Genomic DNA, 15200 nt, shown 5'->3' on the forward strand with positions numbered 1-15200 from the left:
AATTTTGCAAGATTTACCTTGCTTGTTTGAAAAGAATATGGTACGATGCCTAAAAAGGAGTGATTTTCCATGCCCCAAGTCTTGAGCATTTCCGTGGAGATGGATGCAGGTTCCTTCCACAAATTTGCAGCCTTTGACCTTTTGCGCCACAAAAAAGCCTGGCACCGGCCTCTGCTTTTTACGGCCATCCTGCTGGTATTTGCCGGCATCTGCCTCTCGCAGGTCGGCCAGCGGGAGGGTGCCCCCCTGCTGACGGTCGTTCTTGCGGTGGTGGCGCTGGGCCTGCCCGCCGTGTGGTTCTGGACCTTCTTCCATAACCTCAAGAACCAGATCCGCAAGCTGGGCCTCCCCCGCCCCTTCTACCGGCTGGAGCTGAGCAATGCCGGGCTGGATGTCTGGATGGCCGGTGAGCAGGACAAGTCCGAGCCCAGCCGCCACTACAACTGGCAGAGCATCCATCTGGCCTACCGCACACCGGATGCCATTTATCTCTATGTCCAGCAGAATCAGGCCTACCTGCTCAACACCGAGCTCGATGCCGCCTGGACCTTCCTGCAGGCCCAGCTTTCGCAGGAGCGGCTGCGGGATTTCAGGTAATGCCGCGTGCAGCATCCATTCCGCACAGATAAGGCAGCAGGCAAAAATGCAGTACCTTCCATGCGAAAAAGCGCAGAGAAGGTACTGCATTTTTTATTTCAGCCCCATTCAGGGTGCAAAAACATCCATAACATCGGTACACCACTTCAGCTGCCGGGCAAACTTTTCCCGCAGGACATCAGCAGGTGATCCGGCCATTGGGTGCAAACTGCACCTCCTGAAACACGGCATCCAGCACCACGGGAACGATGCGGCGGTCCACATCCTGCCGTGCGGCTTCCTTCCGGCTGCTGTGCAGCCACCCCAGAGGAAGCCGTGCTGACGGCAGCCGGCGCACTGCTGGCCGGGGCAGCACCGCCCGCGACTTTGGCGTGCCCCTGAACGAAAAGTTCCTCAACTGAGCCATTCTCCCCCCATTCTTCTTCATCATAGCAGAACAGGCATCCTGCCCGATACCGCCAAGCGGTAACGCAGGATGCCTGTTCTGCTTTATGTTTCCCGGAATTCCCGCGTATTGAACAGCGCTTTTTAATGCTGGATCTGTCCGCCTGCCCGGGTCGCTTTTTTCATCCGTAAATCTGTGAAGGGTGCCAATGCTTCGATCAGTGCGTGATCGTGATTCTGCACCAGACGGCTTTGGGGGCCGAAAAGCATGGTCTGTTCCACATCCTCCGTACTGGCAGCCCAGCCCGGCGCACCGGTACGGGCAAACTGCATCACAGCGCCAAAAATTTCCGTTTCCAGCTGCTTTGCTCCCTCAAAGGCACACACCGGCACAAGCTCTGTGTTGTGGAACACAAATGGGATATCCGCACAGTGCCACGGGGTACTTTTCCCCATCAGAGGGAAGTCCTGATCAAACAGATAACTGTACACCTTTCCGCCCGCCTTGGCACGCTCCCGGACATATTTGATCGTGGGGGCGCGGAAGCTGGTATCTGCCAGCAGCAGGTCTTCCTCCGGGCGGTGCGGGTAGGCAGTGCGGAACTGCTCCCGCAGGGTCTCTGCGGCAGACAGGCCCACTGCTTCCTCCGGGCCGACTCCTTTCAGACCATCAAAGAAACCGTAGAACTCCGAATAAACCGTACCGATCAGCACCGGAACGTTTGCAGTCTCGGGCCGAAACCCACTGCCGTTTTGGAGCGGATCTCCAAGATAGAAGCGGTTCGGGTGGGGACTTTGGCCCACGTTCGCGCCTTTTGCTTTCAGAGCCGGGCTGACGTTCCGGTAAGCCTGCGCCAGTTGGTGGTAGGGCACAGTTTCCAGCTGCTGTGCTGTCTGCACGTCAAGCTCCTGCATCAGCGCCTGCACACAGTCCCTGCCGCTGCCGACACTGTCGTTCAGCAAACCTTCCAGCACACCACTCATTATCATCGCCCTGTGGTACAGGCCATCTGCTGCCGGGGTCTGTAGCAGCGTTGTCACTTTGGCACCGCCGCCGGACTGGCCGAATACCGTCACGCAGCCGGGATCGCCGCCAAACGCTGCAATATTGTCCCGCACCCACCGCAGTGCCAGGATGATATCATCCCCACCCGCATTGCCGGAGTTTGCGTACTCCTCCCCAAAATCGGAGAGATCCAAGTAGCCCAGGATGTTCAGCCGGTGGTTCAGTGACACCACCACGCAGTCCCCTTCCCGCGCCATGTTTCCGCCCTCGTAGGCCACCTGCTCAATGGACGAGCCGGCAAAAAATCCGCCGCCATGGAGCCAGACCATCACCGGCCGCTTTTGGGCATCGCAGGCCGGGGTCCAGATATTCAGGTTCAGGCAGTCCTCATCCTGCACCCAGTAGCGGTGGGGCACACGCAGTTCGCCGCTGGGCTTATCGATGCTCAGCAGAGGGCAGACGCAGCCGTAACTGGAAGCGTCCAGCGGCTCTGCCCAAGGCTGGGGCGGCTGGGGTGCATGGAAGCGCACCGCCCGCCCATACGGGATGCCCTTGAAGCTGCTGATCTCCCGGAAGCGATATCCCCGCACCGGACCATAATTTGTCTGAACCACCGGAAAATCCGGCGCACAGCAAAATGCCTTTTCCATAAATGACCTCCTTCTTTCAAAAAGACAGACCCCCGGTACTGCAAACATGGCACCCGGAGGTCTATTTTGTTATCCTAAATCTTCGCCGTTGGTGGCAATGACCTTCTGATACCAGTAGAAGCTGTCCTTCTTTTCGCGGCTCAGGTCGCCGGTGCCGTCGTCAAACTTGTTGACGTAGATGAAGCCGTAGCGCTTTGCCATCTCACCGGTGGAGGCACTCACCAGATCGATGCAGCCCCAGGGGGTGTAGCCCATCAGATCCACGCCGTCCTTTACAGCCTCGGCCATCTGCTCGATGTGGGCACGCAGGTAGTCGATGCGGTAGCTGTCGTGGATCTTTCCGTCGGCATCCTTCTTGTCGTAAGCGCCCAGGCCGTTTTCCACCACCATCAGGGGAATGCGGTAGCGGTCGTAGATCTCATTGAGGGTGTAGCGCAGACCAACGGGATCGATCTGCCAGCCCCAGTCGGAGGCTTTCAGGTAAGGATTCTTCTTACCAGCAATGATGTTGCCGCCCACATCATCGGCATCCTTGTGGGTGGTGATGCAGTTGGACATATAGTAGCTGAAGGTGTAGAAATCGACAGTACCGGCCTTCAGGATGGCAGCATCCTCCGGCTCTTGCCGGATGGTGATGTTATTCTCGGCAAAATAGCGCTTCATGTAAGAAGGATACTCGCCGCGGACATGCATATCAGAGCAGAACCAGTTGCTGATCTGCATGGCCTTCTGGTTAGCGATCTCGTCGGCCGGGTCGCAGGTCAGTGCGTAGCTGGTGATAAAGCAGATCATGCAGCCCATCTTGAACTGAGGGTAGTGGTCGTGGGCATACCGGACAGCCTCTGCACTGGCCACAAACTGGTGATGCAGCGCCTGAAAGCGCTCCTGCTTGTTGTCCGGCACCTTGTCGGTAGGGCCTTCAAAGCCCCGGATGGTGCCTGTTTCCAGGATTGCGCCCATGGGCATGGTGCCGCAGTTGATCTCGTTGAAGGTCAGCCAGTACTTGACCTTATCCTTGTACCGCTCAAAAATAGCCTTGCAGTAGTTCATATAGAACTCGATGAGTTCCCGGCTGGCCCAGCCGTTGTATTTTTCCACCAGCGCATAGGGCAGCTCGTAGTGACTGATGGTGACCAGCGGTTCGATGCCGTGCTTCTTGCAGCAGTCAAAGACCTTGTCATAGAATTCAAGGCCCTTCTCGTTCGGCTCGGTCTCCATGCCGGTGGGGAAAATGCGGGTCCAGTTGATGGAGGTGCGGAAGGTCTTGAAGCCCATCTCGGCGAAGAGAGCAATGTCCTCCTCGTAGTGGTGGTAGAAGTCGATGGCCTCATGGCTGGGATACAGCCGGTCGGAGCGGACAGCAGTTGTCACCCATTTCGGGCTGGTGTGAGAGCCATTGGTGCACAGGTCAGGGATACTGGGGCCTTTGCCATCCACGTCCCATGCGCCCTCGAACTGGTTGGCTGCACAGGCACCGCCCCACAGGAAATCATCACGGAAAACGCTCATAAGTTTCTACTCCTATCCTATTTTGTTCTGGTTCAGGCGGGGTTCTGTTCAAAGAACAGCTTCAGGGCACCGAGCAGGTTGGCATCGTTGCCATAGCGGCAGCGCACCAGCTCCGGCTTGACCGTCGGCATGACTGTGCAGCGCTCAAACAGCCAATCCAACTCGGCCTGAATCGCAGGCAGCAGAGCCTCCGCTGCGCTGATACCGCCGCCGATGGCCACCTTTTCCACATCCAGCACATTCTGCAGGCTCAGGATGCCAACGGCCACCCGCCGGGCAAAGATCTTGAGAGCCTTCTGCGCTTCCGGCTCCCCGGCATTGTAAGCCGCAAAGATTTCTTCCCCGGTGGGCATGGGGCTGCCCGTCGGCAGATGCTTCTGCCGGGCATACTCGAAGATCAGGCCACTTGCCGAGGCCATTCCCGCCCAGAGGGGTGCTTCGGAATACCGCTCTACCGAGGTCAGTTTGAAATCATCGTCGGCCATCTTTGAAATATCCGAGACAAGGCCGCTAACCTCGCCTGCGGCAGCGTGAGCGCCCATCAGCACCTTCCCGTTCAGGATGATGCCGCCGCCGATGCCGGTGCCCAGCACCAGCACAAGGCCATTCTCCACACCGGCCAGCGCACCGGTCCAACCCTCCGCTGCTGCGGCACACTTGCCATCGTTGGCGATGGTCACCGGCACGCCCAGCCGTGCCTCTACCTGCGCAGCAAAGGGATGCTCCCACATAAAGGCACTGAGCATTCCACCAGTATGGGCGATGCCGTTTCTGGTATCGATGCGGCCCGGCATAGAGATGGCGCAGCCCACGAACTGTCCCTGAAGGGGAGCGGCAAAGCCCTCGATGACCGCCAGAAGGTCATCCATATTCGTCAGCGGTGTCGGAACCTTACCGCCGGAGATTTTCCGGGCCTGTTCATCGGCCAGGCTGTACTTGATGAAGGTTCCGCCGATGTCGATCAAAAGATACTGTTTCATCTTATCTCCTGCTTTCTGTTGGTTGTTTTCAGACTCATGCAAAGCCCAACGCGGCAGCCAGCTCCACAGCTCCCTTTTCCGAATACTCAATACAAAATGATTTTAGCACAACACAGGGCAGCACGCAATAGAGCAGCAGCGGCAGCAGAGCATCTATAACAGGGCGGTAGCCGTTGGCATACAGGTGCATTCCTGCCGCGGCAGGCATCTGTTGCATAGGGGCAGCACTGTTCGATCATAGAACAGGAGGAACGGGATCGCCAGCAGAACAAAAACAGCGCCCATCACCAGCAAGATCTGATACGGCGCAAAGTACACTCCAAAATGCTGGCAGGGAACCAGATACAATACCGTCAGCGCTTTGACCTGTTTGCGCACCACCAGTCGGCTGTCCTTTTATTTCACACCTTCTGCTGCTTGCAGGCATCCCCGCGCAGGAGGTCACCGGTCTGACCGAAGCAAAGACCACCAACACCTTCAACGAACTGGCCCGCTCCGGCCAGGACCTGGGCGACCACCAGAAGCACACTCTCCCCTACGCATGGGTTGCATCTGCCATTATGGTCGCTGTGGGCTGCGTAGCCTGTGGGCTGCTGTTCTGAGGTCTCACCAAAAGAACCCCCTTCCTCCTTTTTCACCCATTCCTTCATTCTGATTCCGAAACGTCTGCCGGGCGGAGTACCCACAGCGCGCCACGGAATGCGTGCAAACCAGCAGACTTCCACCCGGTGCTCCGGGTGGTGTCGGCTGGTTTTGCCGTTGTTAGTGGGCGCACGCCAGAAGTTAGGGCGCACGGTATCGTCCAGCAGCTGCACGCCGTTATAGCGGATGGACACAAGCCCCTTGCCGCGGCCGAAAATATACTCGAAGCCCTCGCCCTTTACGCCGATGTTGCAGTCCATCTCTACCAGCTGCGGAGCGGGCAGGGTCAGCCGGGCGGCGACGTGGTTGTGCCATACCTGCCCAAAAGCGGCTTCATAGCCCGCTGGGATGCCGGGCAGCACAGCCCGCTGCACAGCGGTAACGGTCATGCAGGCAAGCCCTGCTTCCGGCAGAGCGAACGGGAACGCGATGTGCACGGTTTTACCGGGTGCACAGTCTGCCCGGAGCACCGCGCGGCGCTCCTGCTTGCCGTTGACCGAAGATGCAAACACCAAGTCGTAGGCGCTCAGGTCGGTAAAGAGGTTCCGGTTTTCAACGATTGCTTCCGTGTCGGTCAGGGTGATTTTCAAGGGGGCGTATGCCGCCTTGACCGCATCCATCTTGGGGGTGTTACGGCGGTCGGGCAGCACAAGGCCGTCCACACAGAATTCCCGGTCGGTGGGGCGGTCACCAAAGTCGCCGCCGTAGGCAAAGCCGGGCACAACCTGCGGAATAACAGGGCTTGAGAGGTCGAGGCTTTTTTCTTTTTTTGGAAAATATTTCAAACCAGTGCAATTCCGGGGGCGGCTCATTCGTATCCAGAATGAAGCGACAAAACCGGGTGTACACCCCGGCAGCAACACACAATAAAAAGAGGGGATATCATTATGAAAAAGACGGTTTCTGTTTGCATGACGGCTGTGATGGCCCTTTCCCTGCTGGCAGGCGGTGCGGTACAGGCATACGCACTTTCGGCAGAGACGGCGGAGCCGGTTTTTGCCGTGGCTGAGGAAAGCTGCATTTCCGGCAGCTGGAAGCGTGCTTCCGACCCGGCACTGACCGAGAAAGTCCGCAAAGTGTTCGACAAGGCCTTTGATGGTCTGGAGGGCGTTTCCTATACGCCTGTAGCCCTGCTGGCAAGCCGCACCACCGGCTTCGGTACCCAGCACCGCATTCTGTGCAAGGCGACTGTCGTCGTACCGGGCGCACAGGAAGAGTATGTGGTGGTCACGCTGCAGTGCGGCTGGCTGGGCAAGGCAGAAATTCTGGACATCGGCGATCCACTGTGCCTGACAAATCTGGACTATGAGGAAGGCGCTGTGGGCACCTGGCAGGAAGCGGAGTCCCCCGCCATGACGGAGGAAGCCACGGCAGCGTTCAACAAGGCCACCGAGGGCCTTGTAGGTGTGGATTATGTGCCAGTGACCTTGCTGAGCACCCAGACCGTGGCAGGCACGAACTACCGCATCCTGTGCGAAGCAACCACGGTTTATCCGGGTGCTGAGATGCACTATGCCGTCGTGAACGTGTATGAAAGTCTGGAAGGCAATGCCAACATCATCAGCGTGACCGATGGATATGTGAGCTGAGGGAGAGTTTTTGATTCAGAAGGTCCTCCGCTGCACCTTGGGTATATTCAGCGGAAACATTTATTTTGATATTGCAAACAAGCCAGACCCGCCGGTCTGGCTTGTTTGCTGTTCCACGGAGTGGGCGTGGAGAAAAAGTGCTCCGCAGCATAACCTCAAAGCTGTGAGCTTTTTTATTTGACTCGTCCCTTTCTCTGCTGTCACTCTGCCTGTATCTCTTCCACCAGCGGCAGATAGTCGGCACAGTATTTCCGGTACAGCGGCTGCACCAGTTGCCGGAAACTCTGCATTTCTTCTTCGGGCAGCGGCAGTTCGATGCAGCCGCCTGCAAGGGCTGCTTTGCGGGCGGCGGTTTCCTCCTGTGCCCAGAGCTGGCGCTCATACTGCGCCGATGCCCGGGCGCACGCTTGCAGGGTCTGCCGGTATTCCTCCGGCAGTGCATCCCATGTGCGACCGGAAGCCAGCTGCACCTCCGGTACGCGGCTGTGCTCATCGGCCATGTAGTACCGTGCCACCTTGTAGTGCTCCATGGAATAGTAGGCCGGCCAGTTGTTTTCGGCGGCATCGATCTGCCCAGTCTCAAGCGCCGAGTAGACGTCGCTGTACGCCGTGGTCTCCGGCACTGCACCCAGCAGGCGGATCATGTCGATCACGATCTGCGAATCCTGCACGCGGATGGTCTTGCCCTGCAGATCGTTCAGGCTGCGCACCGGCTGACGGGCATAGAACGAGCGGGCACCCGCGTCGTACCAGCTCAGGCCCACCCTTCCCTGCGCAGCAAAGTCCTGCAAAAACTCAGCCCCGATGCTGCCGTCCAGCACGCGCCACATGTGGTCGGCATCCCGGTAGAGATACGGCAGCAGCAGTACGTTGAGCCGGGGCAGATCGTCCGTGGCCACCGAGAGTGACACACGGGCAAAATCTATGCCGCCAATGGCAAGCTGCTCCCACACTTGCTGCTCTGAGCCGTACTCGCCGTTCGCTTTGACCTGAATGACCACCTTGCCCCCGGTCTGCTGCTGCACAAGGTCCGCAAAATACTGCGCGCCCTGCGTGGTGGGGTATCCGGCGGGCTGGTTGTCGGCATAGGTCAGCACATAGTCCGGTGTGGTCTGCAGCTTTGCGGCACAGCCTGCCAGCTGCAAGGCTGCAAAGCCCAGTCCGGCTAAAAAAGTCCGTCTGCGCATGGTGTCTCCCTCCCTTTGCAGATAGTATAGCGCACAAGGCTGCCTTTGTGCAAGAGACAGGAAAAGGCAGTGCCCGCCGCAAAGCAGGTACCGCCTTTTTTAGAAGAAGAAGGGGATGTCTCAGTTACATCAGGCCCATTGCCTGCGGCAGTGCGGTAGACACTGCCGGGATAAAGGTGACCAGCAGCAGGCCGCCGATGATGGCCACATAGTACATAAGCATGTACGGCATGACCTTGGAAAGCGAGGTGCGGCCCACCTTGATGCCCACGAACAGTGCGTTGCCCACAGGCGGGGTGATGTTGCCGATGCACAGGTTATACACGAGGATCAGACCGAACTGGATGGTGCTCATGCCAAAGCTCTGGCAGATGGGCAGGAACAGCGGGGTGAAGATGAGGATGGCCGGGGTCACATCCATAAAGGTGCCGGACACCAGCAGGATCACGTTCATGATGAGCAGGATGATGTACTTGTTGCTGGTCAGGCTCAGCAGGGCTGCCGCCACAGCATCCGGGATCTGCAAAAAGGCCATGACCCAGCCCAGAATGTTGGAAACACCTACAAGGAACACCACCATGCCGGACATCTTGGCAGAGTCCACGATGATCTTCCACAGGCTCTTCAGGTTGATGGAGCGGTAGCAGAAAGCCAGTACCAGCGCATAGACGACCGCGATGGCAGAGCCTTCGGTGGCAGAGAACACACCGCCGATGATGCCGCCGATGACCACGATGATCAGGGACAGGGAAGGCAGAGCGCGCAGGGTGCAGACACCGAGATTTTTCCAGTCAAACTTGCCGGGGGTGCCTTTATAGCCCAGCTTGACCGCCAGCAGCACGCCCACCACGCAGCAGCACAGCGCCCAGATGATGCCGGGAATGTAACCGGCCATGAACAGCGCAGCCACAGAGGTACCGCCGGATGCCAGCGAGTAGGTGATCAAGGCGTTGGACGGCGGGATCAGCAGGCCGGAGCAGGAGGAAGCGGCGTTGGTGGCAGCGGTCACGGCGGGGTCGTAGCCCTGCTCGTCGGCACCGTCGCGGATCATGGAGCCAACAGCAGCAGCCGCAGCAGATGCAGAGCCGGAGATGGCACCGAACAGGGCGTTGGTGCCGATGTTGGTCACCAGCAGTGCGCCAGGCATCTTGCCCAGAATAGCCATGACGAAATCCACCAGACGCTTGGCGATGCCGCCCTGATTCATGATGTTGCCGGCCAGAATAAAGAACGGGATGGCGGTCAGGCTGAACTTGCTCATGCCCACAAAGGTGCGCTGGGCAGCGGTCAGCACGGCAACATTCAGATCAATGGAAGAAAGGATGGCAGTCAGGGAAGAGACTGCAATGGCGTACGAGATGGGCACGCCGAGGAACAGCAGCACCAGCAGCACTGCCAGAATTACGAGTAACGCTTGAATTGCCACAGCTTAGTCCTCCTTATTTTCCTTGTCGGCATCGGCAGCCATTTCGGCTTCCACCTTTGCAAAGTCTGCATCCTCCGGGGTATCCAGACAGATGGAGCCGTTGGCGATGCCGATAATGTTCAGTACGGAATACACCAGAATGATCACGCCGCAGATGGGCATGACCCAGTAGAACACGCCCACGGCAACGCCCAACGAGGAGGTCTGCTGTCCCATAGCCAGCTGGGACACCTGAAAACCGCCGAACACCAGAATGGTAGCAGAGAAGAGGAAGGCGATGACCTCGGCAAAGATGTGGAACGCCTTGCGCATGGTGGGGTTGAACCGGTCCACCAGCACGGGAATGTTCATGTGGCCGCGCTCGCCGGAGACGATGGTGGCACCCAGCATGGTGCTCCAGCCGAACAGATAACCCACCAGTTCCTCCGACCATGTGGAGGGAGAGTTGAAGATATAACGTACGATGACCTGATAGGTGGTCAGCACCACCATGACCGTCATGCTCAGACCTGCCAGCAGGTTGAGCACCTTGTTCAGGGTATTTCTCAGTTTTTCCATGATGCTCCTCCTCAGTCCGCAGTATGGGCAGCGTTGTGCTGCTGGATCAGGTCATAAATGGGCTGCAGTTCCGGGTTTGCTGCCAGCACGGAATCGTGCAGGGGGGCCATAGCCTCCTGAAACGGTGCAGTGTCCGGGTAAATAAAGTTGACGTGCTGCTCATTCTCGGCCTTATCTTTCGCCTCAGCCACAGCATCCTCCCAAGCATCCTGCTCGGTGCGCTTCACGATCTGGAAGCCCTCTTCAAAGATTGCGCGTTCCTCGTCGCTGAGTTCGTTCAGGAAGGCGTAGTTTGCCACCAGCAGATCCGGCACCATCTGGTGCATATCGTAGGAGTAATACTTGCAGATATCGCCGTGACCGTTATCGGTCAGAGCCAGCTCGTTGTTTTCGGCACCGTCCAGAATACCGGCCTGCAAGGCGGTGTACACATCGCCGAAGCCCATGGGCGTAGCGGTGCCGCCCAGCAGACGCATCATTTCCACGTTGGTGGGCGACTGCTGCACGCGGATCTTCAGACCCTTCAGGTCGGAGGGCTGGTTGATGGGGGTCTTGATGGTGTAGAAGTTGCGGGTGCCGGCATCCAGCCATGCCACCGTTTCCAGACCAGCCTTGGAAGTGGTCTTGAAAATGGGGTCCGTCACCTCGGGGTCGTCCATCGCCTCGTGGTAGGCTTCTACGCTGGAGAACAGGTAAGGCAGGTTGAAGATTTGGTATTTGGCACTGAAGGTCTCCATGATGGCAGTGGATGCCACCACAAAGTCGATGGCACCGGTCTGGGTCAGCTGCACCATTTCGGTCTGGGAGCCCAGCAACTCGCTGGGGTACACCTCCACGCGGTACTTGTCGCCCAGCTTCTCGTTGATGTAGTTGGCAAAGGCTTCCAGTCCCAGATGATCCGGGTGGGTCTGGGACTGCACATGGCCGATGCGCACGATCTTGCGGTCGTCACCAGAGCCGGCGCCGCAGCCGGTAAGCATCATGCTGCTGGTCAGTGCCGCCGCGCCCATCAGCGACAGAAACGTTCTTCTCTTCATGAATGGCATCCTCTCTTTTCGCGTTTTTTCTATGATTTTATTTTAACAACTCGTTCATTTTTGTGAAACCGGATTATTTTGTGAAACGCAGCACGATTTTGTCTTTGTTGTATCCAAGTACAATTTTTGTGTTTTTTGGACGAAAGAAACTGGCAAAAATAAAAAAGCACTCGTTCCTCTCCTGCTGACAGGCAGGAAAGAACGAGTGCTTCTTTTGGATTCGATTTATCCTTGTGCCGCTTTTTCCGCTGCGGCTACGCGGTATTCCGAAGGGGTCTGGCCGGTCAGGCGCTTGAACACCCTTGTAAAATAGTTGGCGTCGCTGTAACCCACAGCAGCACCGATATCCTTCAGGCTCAGGCGCGGGTCCAAAATCAGCTGGCGCGCCTTGTTCACCCGGTATTCGTTCAGGTAGGCCGAAAAGTTTACCTTGAAGCACTGCTTGAACAGCTTGCAGAAGTAGGCGTCCGAGTAGCGCAGCGCAGCGGCGGCATCCTGCATGGAGATATCCTCCCTATAGTGGGCGTTGATGAAGCGGCTGATCTCGGCACGGATGATGGCGGTACGCATATCCTCGTCCTCTTCCCGGCGGACAGGCTGTTCAGGCGCAGGGGGCTGTGCCGGGTGGGCAGGCAGCGGCACCGACACCTGCCGGATGGCATCCTCCACCGCGAATACCAGTTCTTGCTCGTTGTAAGGCTTGAGCAGATAGTCCATCGCCCGTACAGAGATCGCCTGCCGTGCATAGTCGAACTTATCAAAGCCGGTCAGGAACAGGATGGCGCAATTTCTGTCTGTTTCTCGGATCTTGCGCGCCACCTCCAGCCCGGTGAGACCCGGCATTTCAATGTCCAGCACAGCCACCTGCGGCGCTTCGCGGGCAAAAATTTCCAGAGCCTCTCTGCCGTTTTTGGCTTCATACAGGCAGATCAGGTCTCCCAGATACTTCTGCAAAGTCCGGCACAGCACCTTGCGCTCGATCAATTCATCCTCTGCCACCAGCAATTTGCACTTCACGAGAGCGTCTCCTCCTTTTCTTCCGGCTGCTGCGTCTGCGGGAGCTCAAACCGCACCACAGTACCGTGACCTGCGCGGCTGTATATCTGCATTTTTCCGCCCGGATACAGCATCCCGATGCGGCGGGAAATATTGCCAAGGCCAATGCTGCGTCCGGTCTGCTCGCTCTGCGCAATTTTAGTTTGCACAGCGTCCAGTTCCTCTGAGGTCATTCCCTTGCCGTTGTCCGCGACTGTGAGCACCAGCACCTTGCCCTGCATCCATGCTCGCAGCAGGATGCGTCCGCCTTCCTCGCAGGACTTGAGCCCATGCGAGTAAGCGTTTTCCACCACCGGCTGCAGCATAAAGGACGGCACCAAAACCGCAGCAGGCTGCACCCGGATGCTTTTTTCAACGGTAATGCGTCCGTCGAACCGCATCTGCTGCAAATAAATGTAATCCTCCAGCCCGTCCAGTTCCTCCTCCAGCGTGATCTGCTGACGCTTGGTGCGCAGATTGTGCCGGAACAAACTGCCCAGATGCACGATCATCTGGTCGGTGGTGGAAGCATCCTCCAGCCGCGCCATGCAGGAGATCATGTTCAGGGTGTTGAACAGAAAATGCGGATTCACCTGACTTTTAAGCACCTCCAGCCGGGTGTGTTCCAGATCCTTTTCCAGCGCAAGGTTCCGCATCTCTTCCCGGTGCAAGGCCTGCTGGGTGGTCAGCTGCTGCGCCATGGCGTGCTTCATCTGGTTGAAGGTTCCCGTCAGCCGCCCCACTTCGTCGCTGCTTTTCACCGGAAGATCCGGACTTGAAAGATCCCCCTCGGCAATGCTGCGGGAGGCCTGTGCCAACCGCAGCAGCGGACGCACCACCGCACGACTCAGCACCCGGATAAGCAGCAGCATCAGCGCGGCTGCCGTCAGGAACAGCCCCAGATACAGCCACGGCAGATGCCGGATGTGAGCCGCCGTGCTGCTGTAAAGGGCGTTTTCCTGTTCCAGCGTGGCCTGTGTCAGCCGTAGCGCATACTCGGCAAGGTAGTCCTGCAGCGCCATCACATGGTACATCCGTTCAATATAGGTATCTGCCGAGGGGGAAAGCTGCAAAAAGGCATCCCGCTCCTGCCGATAGCCCGCATACCCTTGCAAAAGGTTCCATGTACGGGCATAGCGTTCTTCACCGATGCGGGCATAATCGAAGGGCAGGGCCGCAAGGCTCTGTTCGGAAGCGGTGCAGGCAGCGGCATAGGCCTGCTCCGTTTCAGAAGTAGGCTGACGCACATAGCGTGCAAAGGCTTGTGCTTCGTCCTTGAGGGCGTTCTGCACCGTGTAGCAGACGGCGTTGTCGGCCAGCAGCGTATCAAAGGAGCGCACCGTCCACTGACCTGCCATGGTAGCAATGCCAGTGGAAAGCATGGTGACCAGCAAAATCGCGGCAAGCCATGCCGTGACCTTGCGGCGCAGGGATATACCGCCCTGCGCGGTTTTGTTCCGTGCCATACGCTTTCCCTCCTGCCCTTGCAGCACCCGGCCTTTTCTATAAGTATAATAATCTCCCGGGGAAAGTGCAACTGCAAAAAAGCACCGGTTTTCGCAAGGGAACCGGTGCTTGCAGGCAATGTGCCAGGCTGTCAGCGGGTCAACAACTGAAAATGATTCCGTTTGGTGACCAGCAGCCCTTCCTTTTGCAGCTTGGAAAGCTCCACCGACATGGCGGCACGCTCCACGCAGAGAAAATCCGCCAACTGTTGACGGTCAAAGGGAATGTCAAAGGAAAGGGAGGACTGCCGGATGGATTCGGCAGACAGGTAGGACAGCAGTTTTTCCCGGGTGGTGCGCTTGCTGACATGGGTGATCTTATCGTTAAAAAGCAGTATTTTGTTTGCCAGAACGCTGACCAGATTGCGGATGAGTTTCTGGTGATGGTCGCAGGCGGTGGGGCAGGAGGTGAGCAACCGCTTGACGTTCAGCAGCAGGATTTCGCAATCCTCCTCTGCCACCACGCTGATGTTCAGGATGGCACCGGGAGTGGCGGCGTAAGGCTCGCCGAAAAAGTCTCCGTTATCGCACTTGGACAGGATGTTGCGGTGTCCCCAAAGATCCTCCTGAATCACAAGGGTGGAGCCGGACAACATAAGCCCCATGACCTCCGTGGAATCTCCGGCACGGAAAATGTAGGAGCCCCGGGGCCGGGTGATTTTCGCTGCACTGACACAGTGCAGGATGGACAGGATCTCATCGTCGGTAAGCCCGGTAAAAAAGGGGCAGTTCCGCAGAACAGGCAGATATTTTTGCATAAAAGCCCTCCTTGTTGGAATTCAAACATACAAGTTGCCTTTAGTATACTATAATAAGGATGCAAATGCAAAAAACACCCACAACAGGAGAGTATAGATATGATTCGGAAGATCATCCATATTGACGAAGAAAAATCCGTTTCCACGACCTGCGCCATAGCTGCGCCAGTCTGCTCTATGCCAATGGCGTGAGCCTGAAGGAAATTCAGGAGTGGCTCGGTCACAGTGACATCAGCACAACAAGCAACATTTATACACATCTGGATTTCTCCAGTAAGGTATCTTCTGCCAATGCCATCGTCTGGATCTTCCCGGAGGAGACAAAAGTGTGAAAATG

General features: G+C 57.5%; 15 protein-coding genes and 1 pseudogene. 3 read left to right on the forward strand and 13 right to left on the reverse strand.

The features are described 5' to 3' along the window. Positions 1-69 precede the first annotated feature (69 nt). The gene (locus tag P0G09_RS05475) at positions 70-597 is read left to right on the forward strand and encodes a YcxB family protein (RefSeq protein ID WP_275252157.1); all 528 of its coding nucleotides are present in this window, start codon (positions 70-72) and stop codon (positions 595-597) included. A 178-nt stretch (positions 598-775) separates the two neighbouring features. Here P0G09_RS05475 and P0G09_RS05480 read toward each other — a convergent pair whose 3' ends face one another. From P0G09_RS05480 to P0G09_RS05505, 6 genes are all read right to left on the reverse strand, one after another. Continuing rightward, positions 776-994, reverse strand: a complete 219-nt coding sequence (locus P0G09_RS05480) for a hypothetical protein (protein ID WP_275252158.1) — start codon at positions 992-994, stop codon at positions 776-778. A gap of 131 nt (positions 995-1125) precedes the next feature. After that, the gene (locus P0G09_RS05485) at positions 1126-2637 is read right to left on the reverse strand and encodes a carboxylesterase family protein (RefSeq protein WP_275252159.1); all 1512 of its coding nucleotides are present in this window, start codon (positions 2635-2637) and stop codon (positions 1126-1128) included. A 69-nt stretch (positions 2638-2706) separates the two neighbouring features. Then, a complete protein-coding gene (locus P0G09_RS05490; protein WP_098924593.1) occupies positions 2707-4146 on the reverse strand; it encodes a 6-phospho-beta-glucosidase in 1440 nt (479 codons plus the stop codon). Between the two features lie 32 nt (positions 4147-4178). Beyond that, complete coding sequence (locus P0G09_RS05495) at positions 4179-5126, reverse strand: ROK family protein (RefSeq protein WP_275252160.1); 948 nt, start codon at positions 5124-5126, stop codon at positions 4179-4181. Positions 5127-5160: 34 nt separating this feature from the next. Further along, positions 5161-5343: a hypothetical protein gene (locus tag P0G09_RS05500; protein ID WP_275252161.1), complete on the reverse strand. Its 183-nt coding sequence runs from the start codon at positions 5341-5343 to the stop codon at positions 5161-5163. 184 nt (positions 5344-5527) lie between these two features. Next, positions 5528-6553, reverse strand: coding sequence for a beta-galactosidase domain 4-containing protein (locus tag P0G09_RS05505; protein WP_275252162.1), 1026 nt, complete (start codon positions 6551-6553; stop codon positions 5528-5530). A gap of 102 nt (positions 6554-6655) precedes the next feature. Here P0G09_RS05505 and P0G09_RS05510 point away from each other — a divergent pair, with 102 nt between their 5' ends. Beyond that, entirely contained in the window at positions 6656-7357 is a 702-nt protein-coding gene (locus P0G09_RS05510; protein WP_275252163.1) for a hypothetical protein, read from the forward strand. 200 nt (positions 7358-7557) lie between these two features. Here the strand turns inward: P0G09_RS05510 and P0G09_RS05515 are convergent, their stop codons facing one another. The 7 genes from P0G09_RS05515 to P0G09_RS05545 all read right to left on the reverse strand — a co-directional run bounded on the left by P0G09_RS05515 (position 7558) and on the right by P0G09_RS05545 (position 14863). Then, the gene (locus P0G09_RS05515; RefSeq protein WP_275252164.1) at positions 7558-8544 is read right to left on the reverse strand and encodes a TRAP transporter substrate-binding protein; all 987 of its coding nucleotides are present in this window, start codon (positions 8542-8544) and stop codon (positions 7558-7560) included. A gap of 124 nt (positions 8545-8668) precedes the next feature. Then, on the reverse strand, positions 8669-9970 hold the full coding sequence (locus tag P0G09_RS05520) for a TRAP transporter large permease (RefSeq protein ID WP_005931714.1): 1302 nt from the start codon (positions 9968-9970) through the stop codon (positions 8669-8671). A gap of 3 nt (positions 9971-9973) precedes the next feature. Continuing rightward, positions 9974-10528 (reverse strand): TRAP transporter small permease, encoded by a 555-nt coding sequence (locus tag P0G09_RS05525; RefSeq protein WP_005931716.1) that lies wholly within the window; start codon positions 10526-10528, stop codon positions 9974-9976. Positions 10529-10539: 11 nt separating this feature from the next. Further along, entirely contained in the window at positions 10540-11574 is a 1035-nt protein-coding gene (locus P0G09_RS05530; RefSeq protein WP_005931718.1) for a TRAP transporter substrate-binding protein, read from the reverse strand. Positions 11575-11790: 216 nt separating this feature from the next. After that, positions 11791-12582 carry a helix-turn-helix domain-containing protein gene (locus tag P0G09_RS05535; RefSeq protein WP_249257338.1) on the reverse strand — a complete coding sequence of 264 codons (792 nt, stop codon included), beginning with the start codon at positions 12580-12582 and terminating at the stop codon, positions 11791-11793. After that, entirely contained in the window at positions 12579-14066 is a 1488-nt protein-coding gene (locus P0G09_RS05540) for a histidine kinase (protein ID WP_275252165.1), read from the reverse strand. Before P0G09_RS05540 ends, P0G09_RS05535 begins: the two co-directional genes overlap by 4 nt. Positions 14067-14197: 131 nt before the next feature. Further along, positions 14198-14863 carry a Crp/Fnr family transcriptional regulator gene (locus P0G09_RS05545; protein WP_275252166.1) on the reverse strand — a complete coding sequence of 222 codons (666 nt, stop codon included), beginning with the start codon at positions 14861-14863 and terminating at the stop codon, positions 14198-14200. Positions 14864-14991: 128 nt separating this feature from the next. Between P0G09_RS05545 and P0G09_RS05550 the strand changes: the two are divergent. Continuing rightward, a pseudogene (locus P0G09_RS05550) lies at positions 14992-15195 on the forward strand (tyrosine-type recombinase/integrase); the annotation flags it as partial. Between the last annotated feature and the right edge of the window lie 5 nt (positions 15196-15200).

It is taken from the genome of Faecalibacterium sp. DFI.5.82 (assembly GCF_029076575.1).
In the GTDB taxonomy this organism is placed as follows: Bacteria; Bacillota; Clostridia; order Oscillospirales; family Ruminococcaceae; genus Faecalibacterium; species Faecalibacterium duncaniae.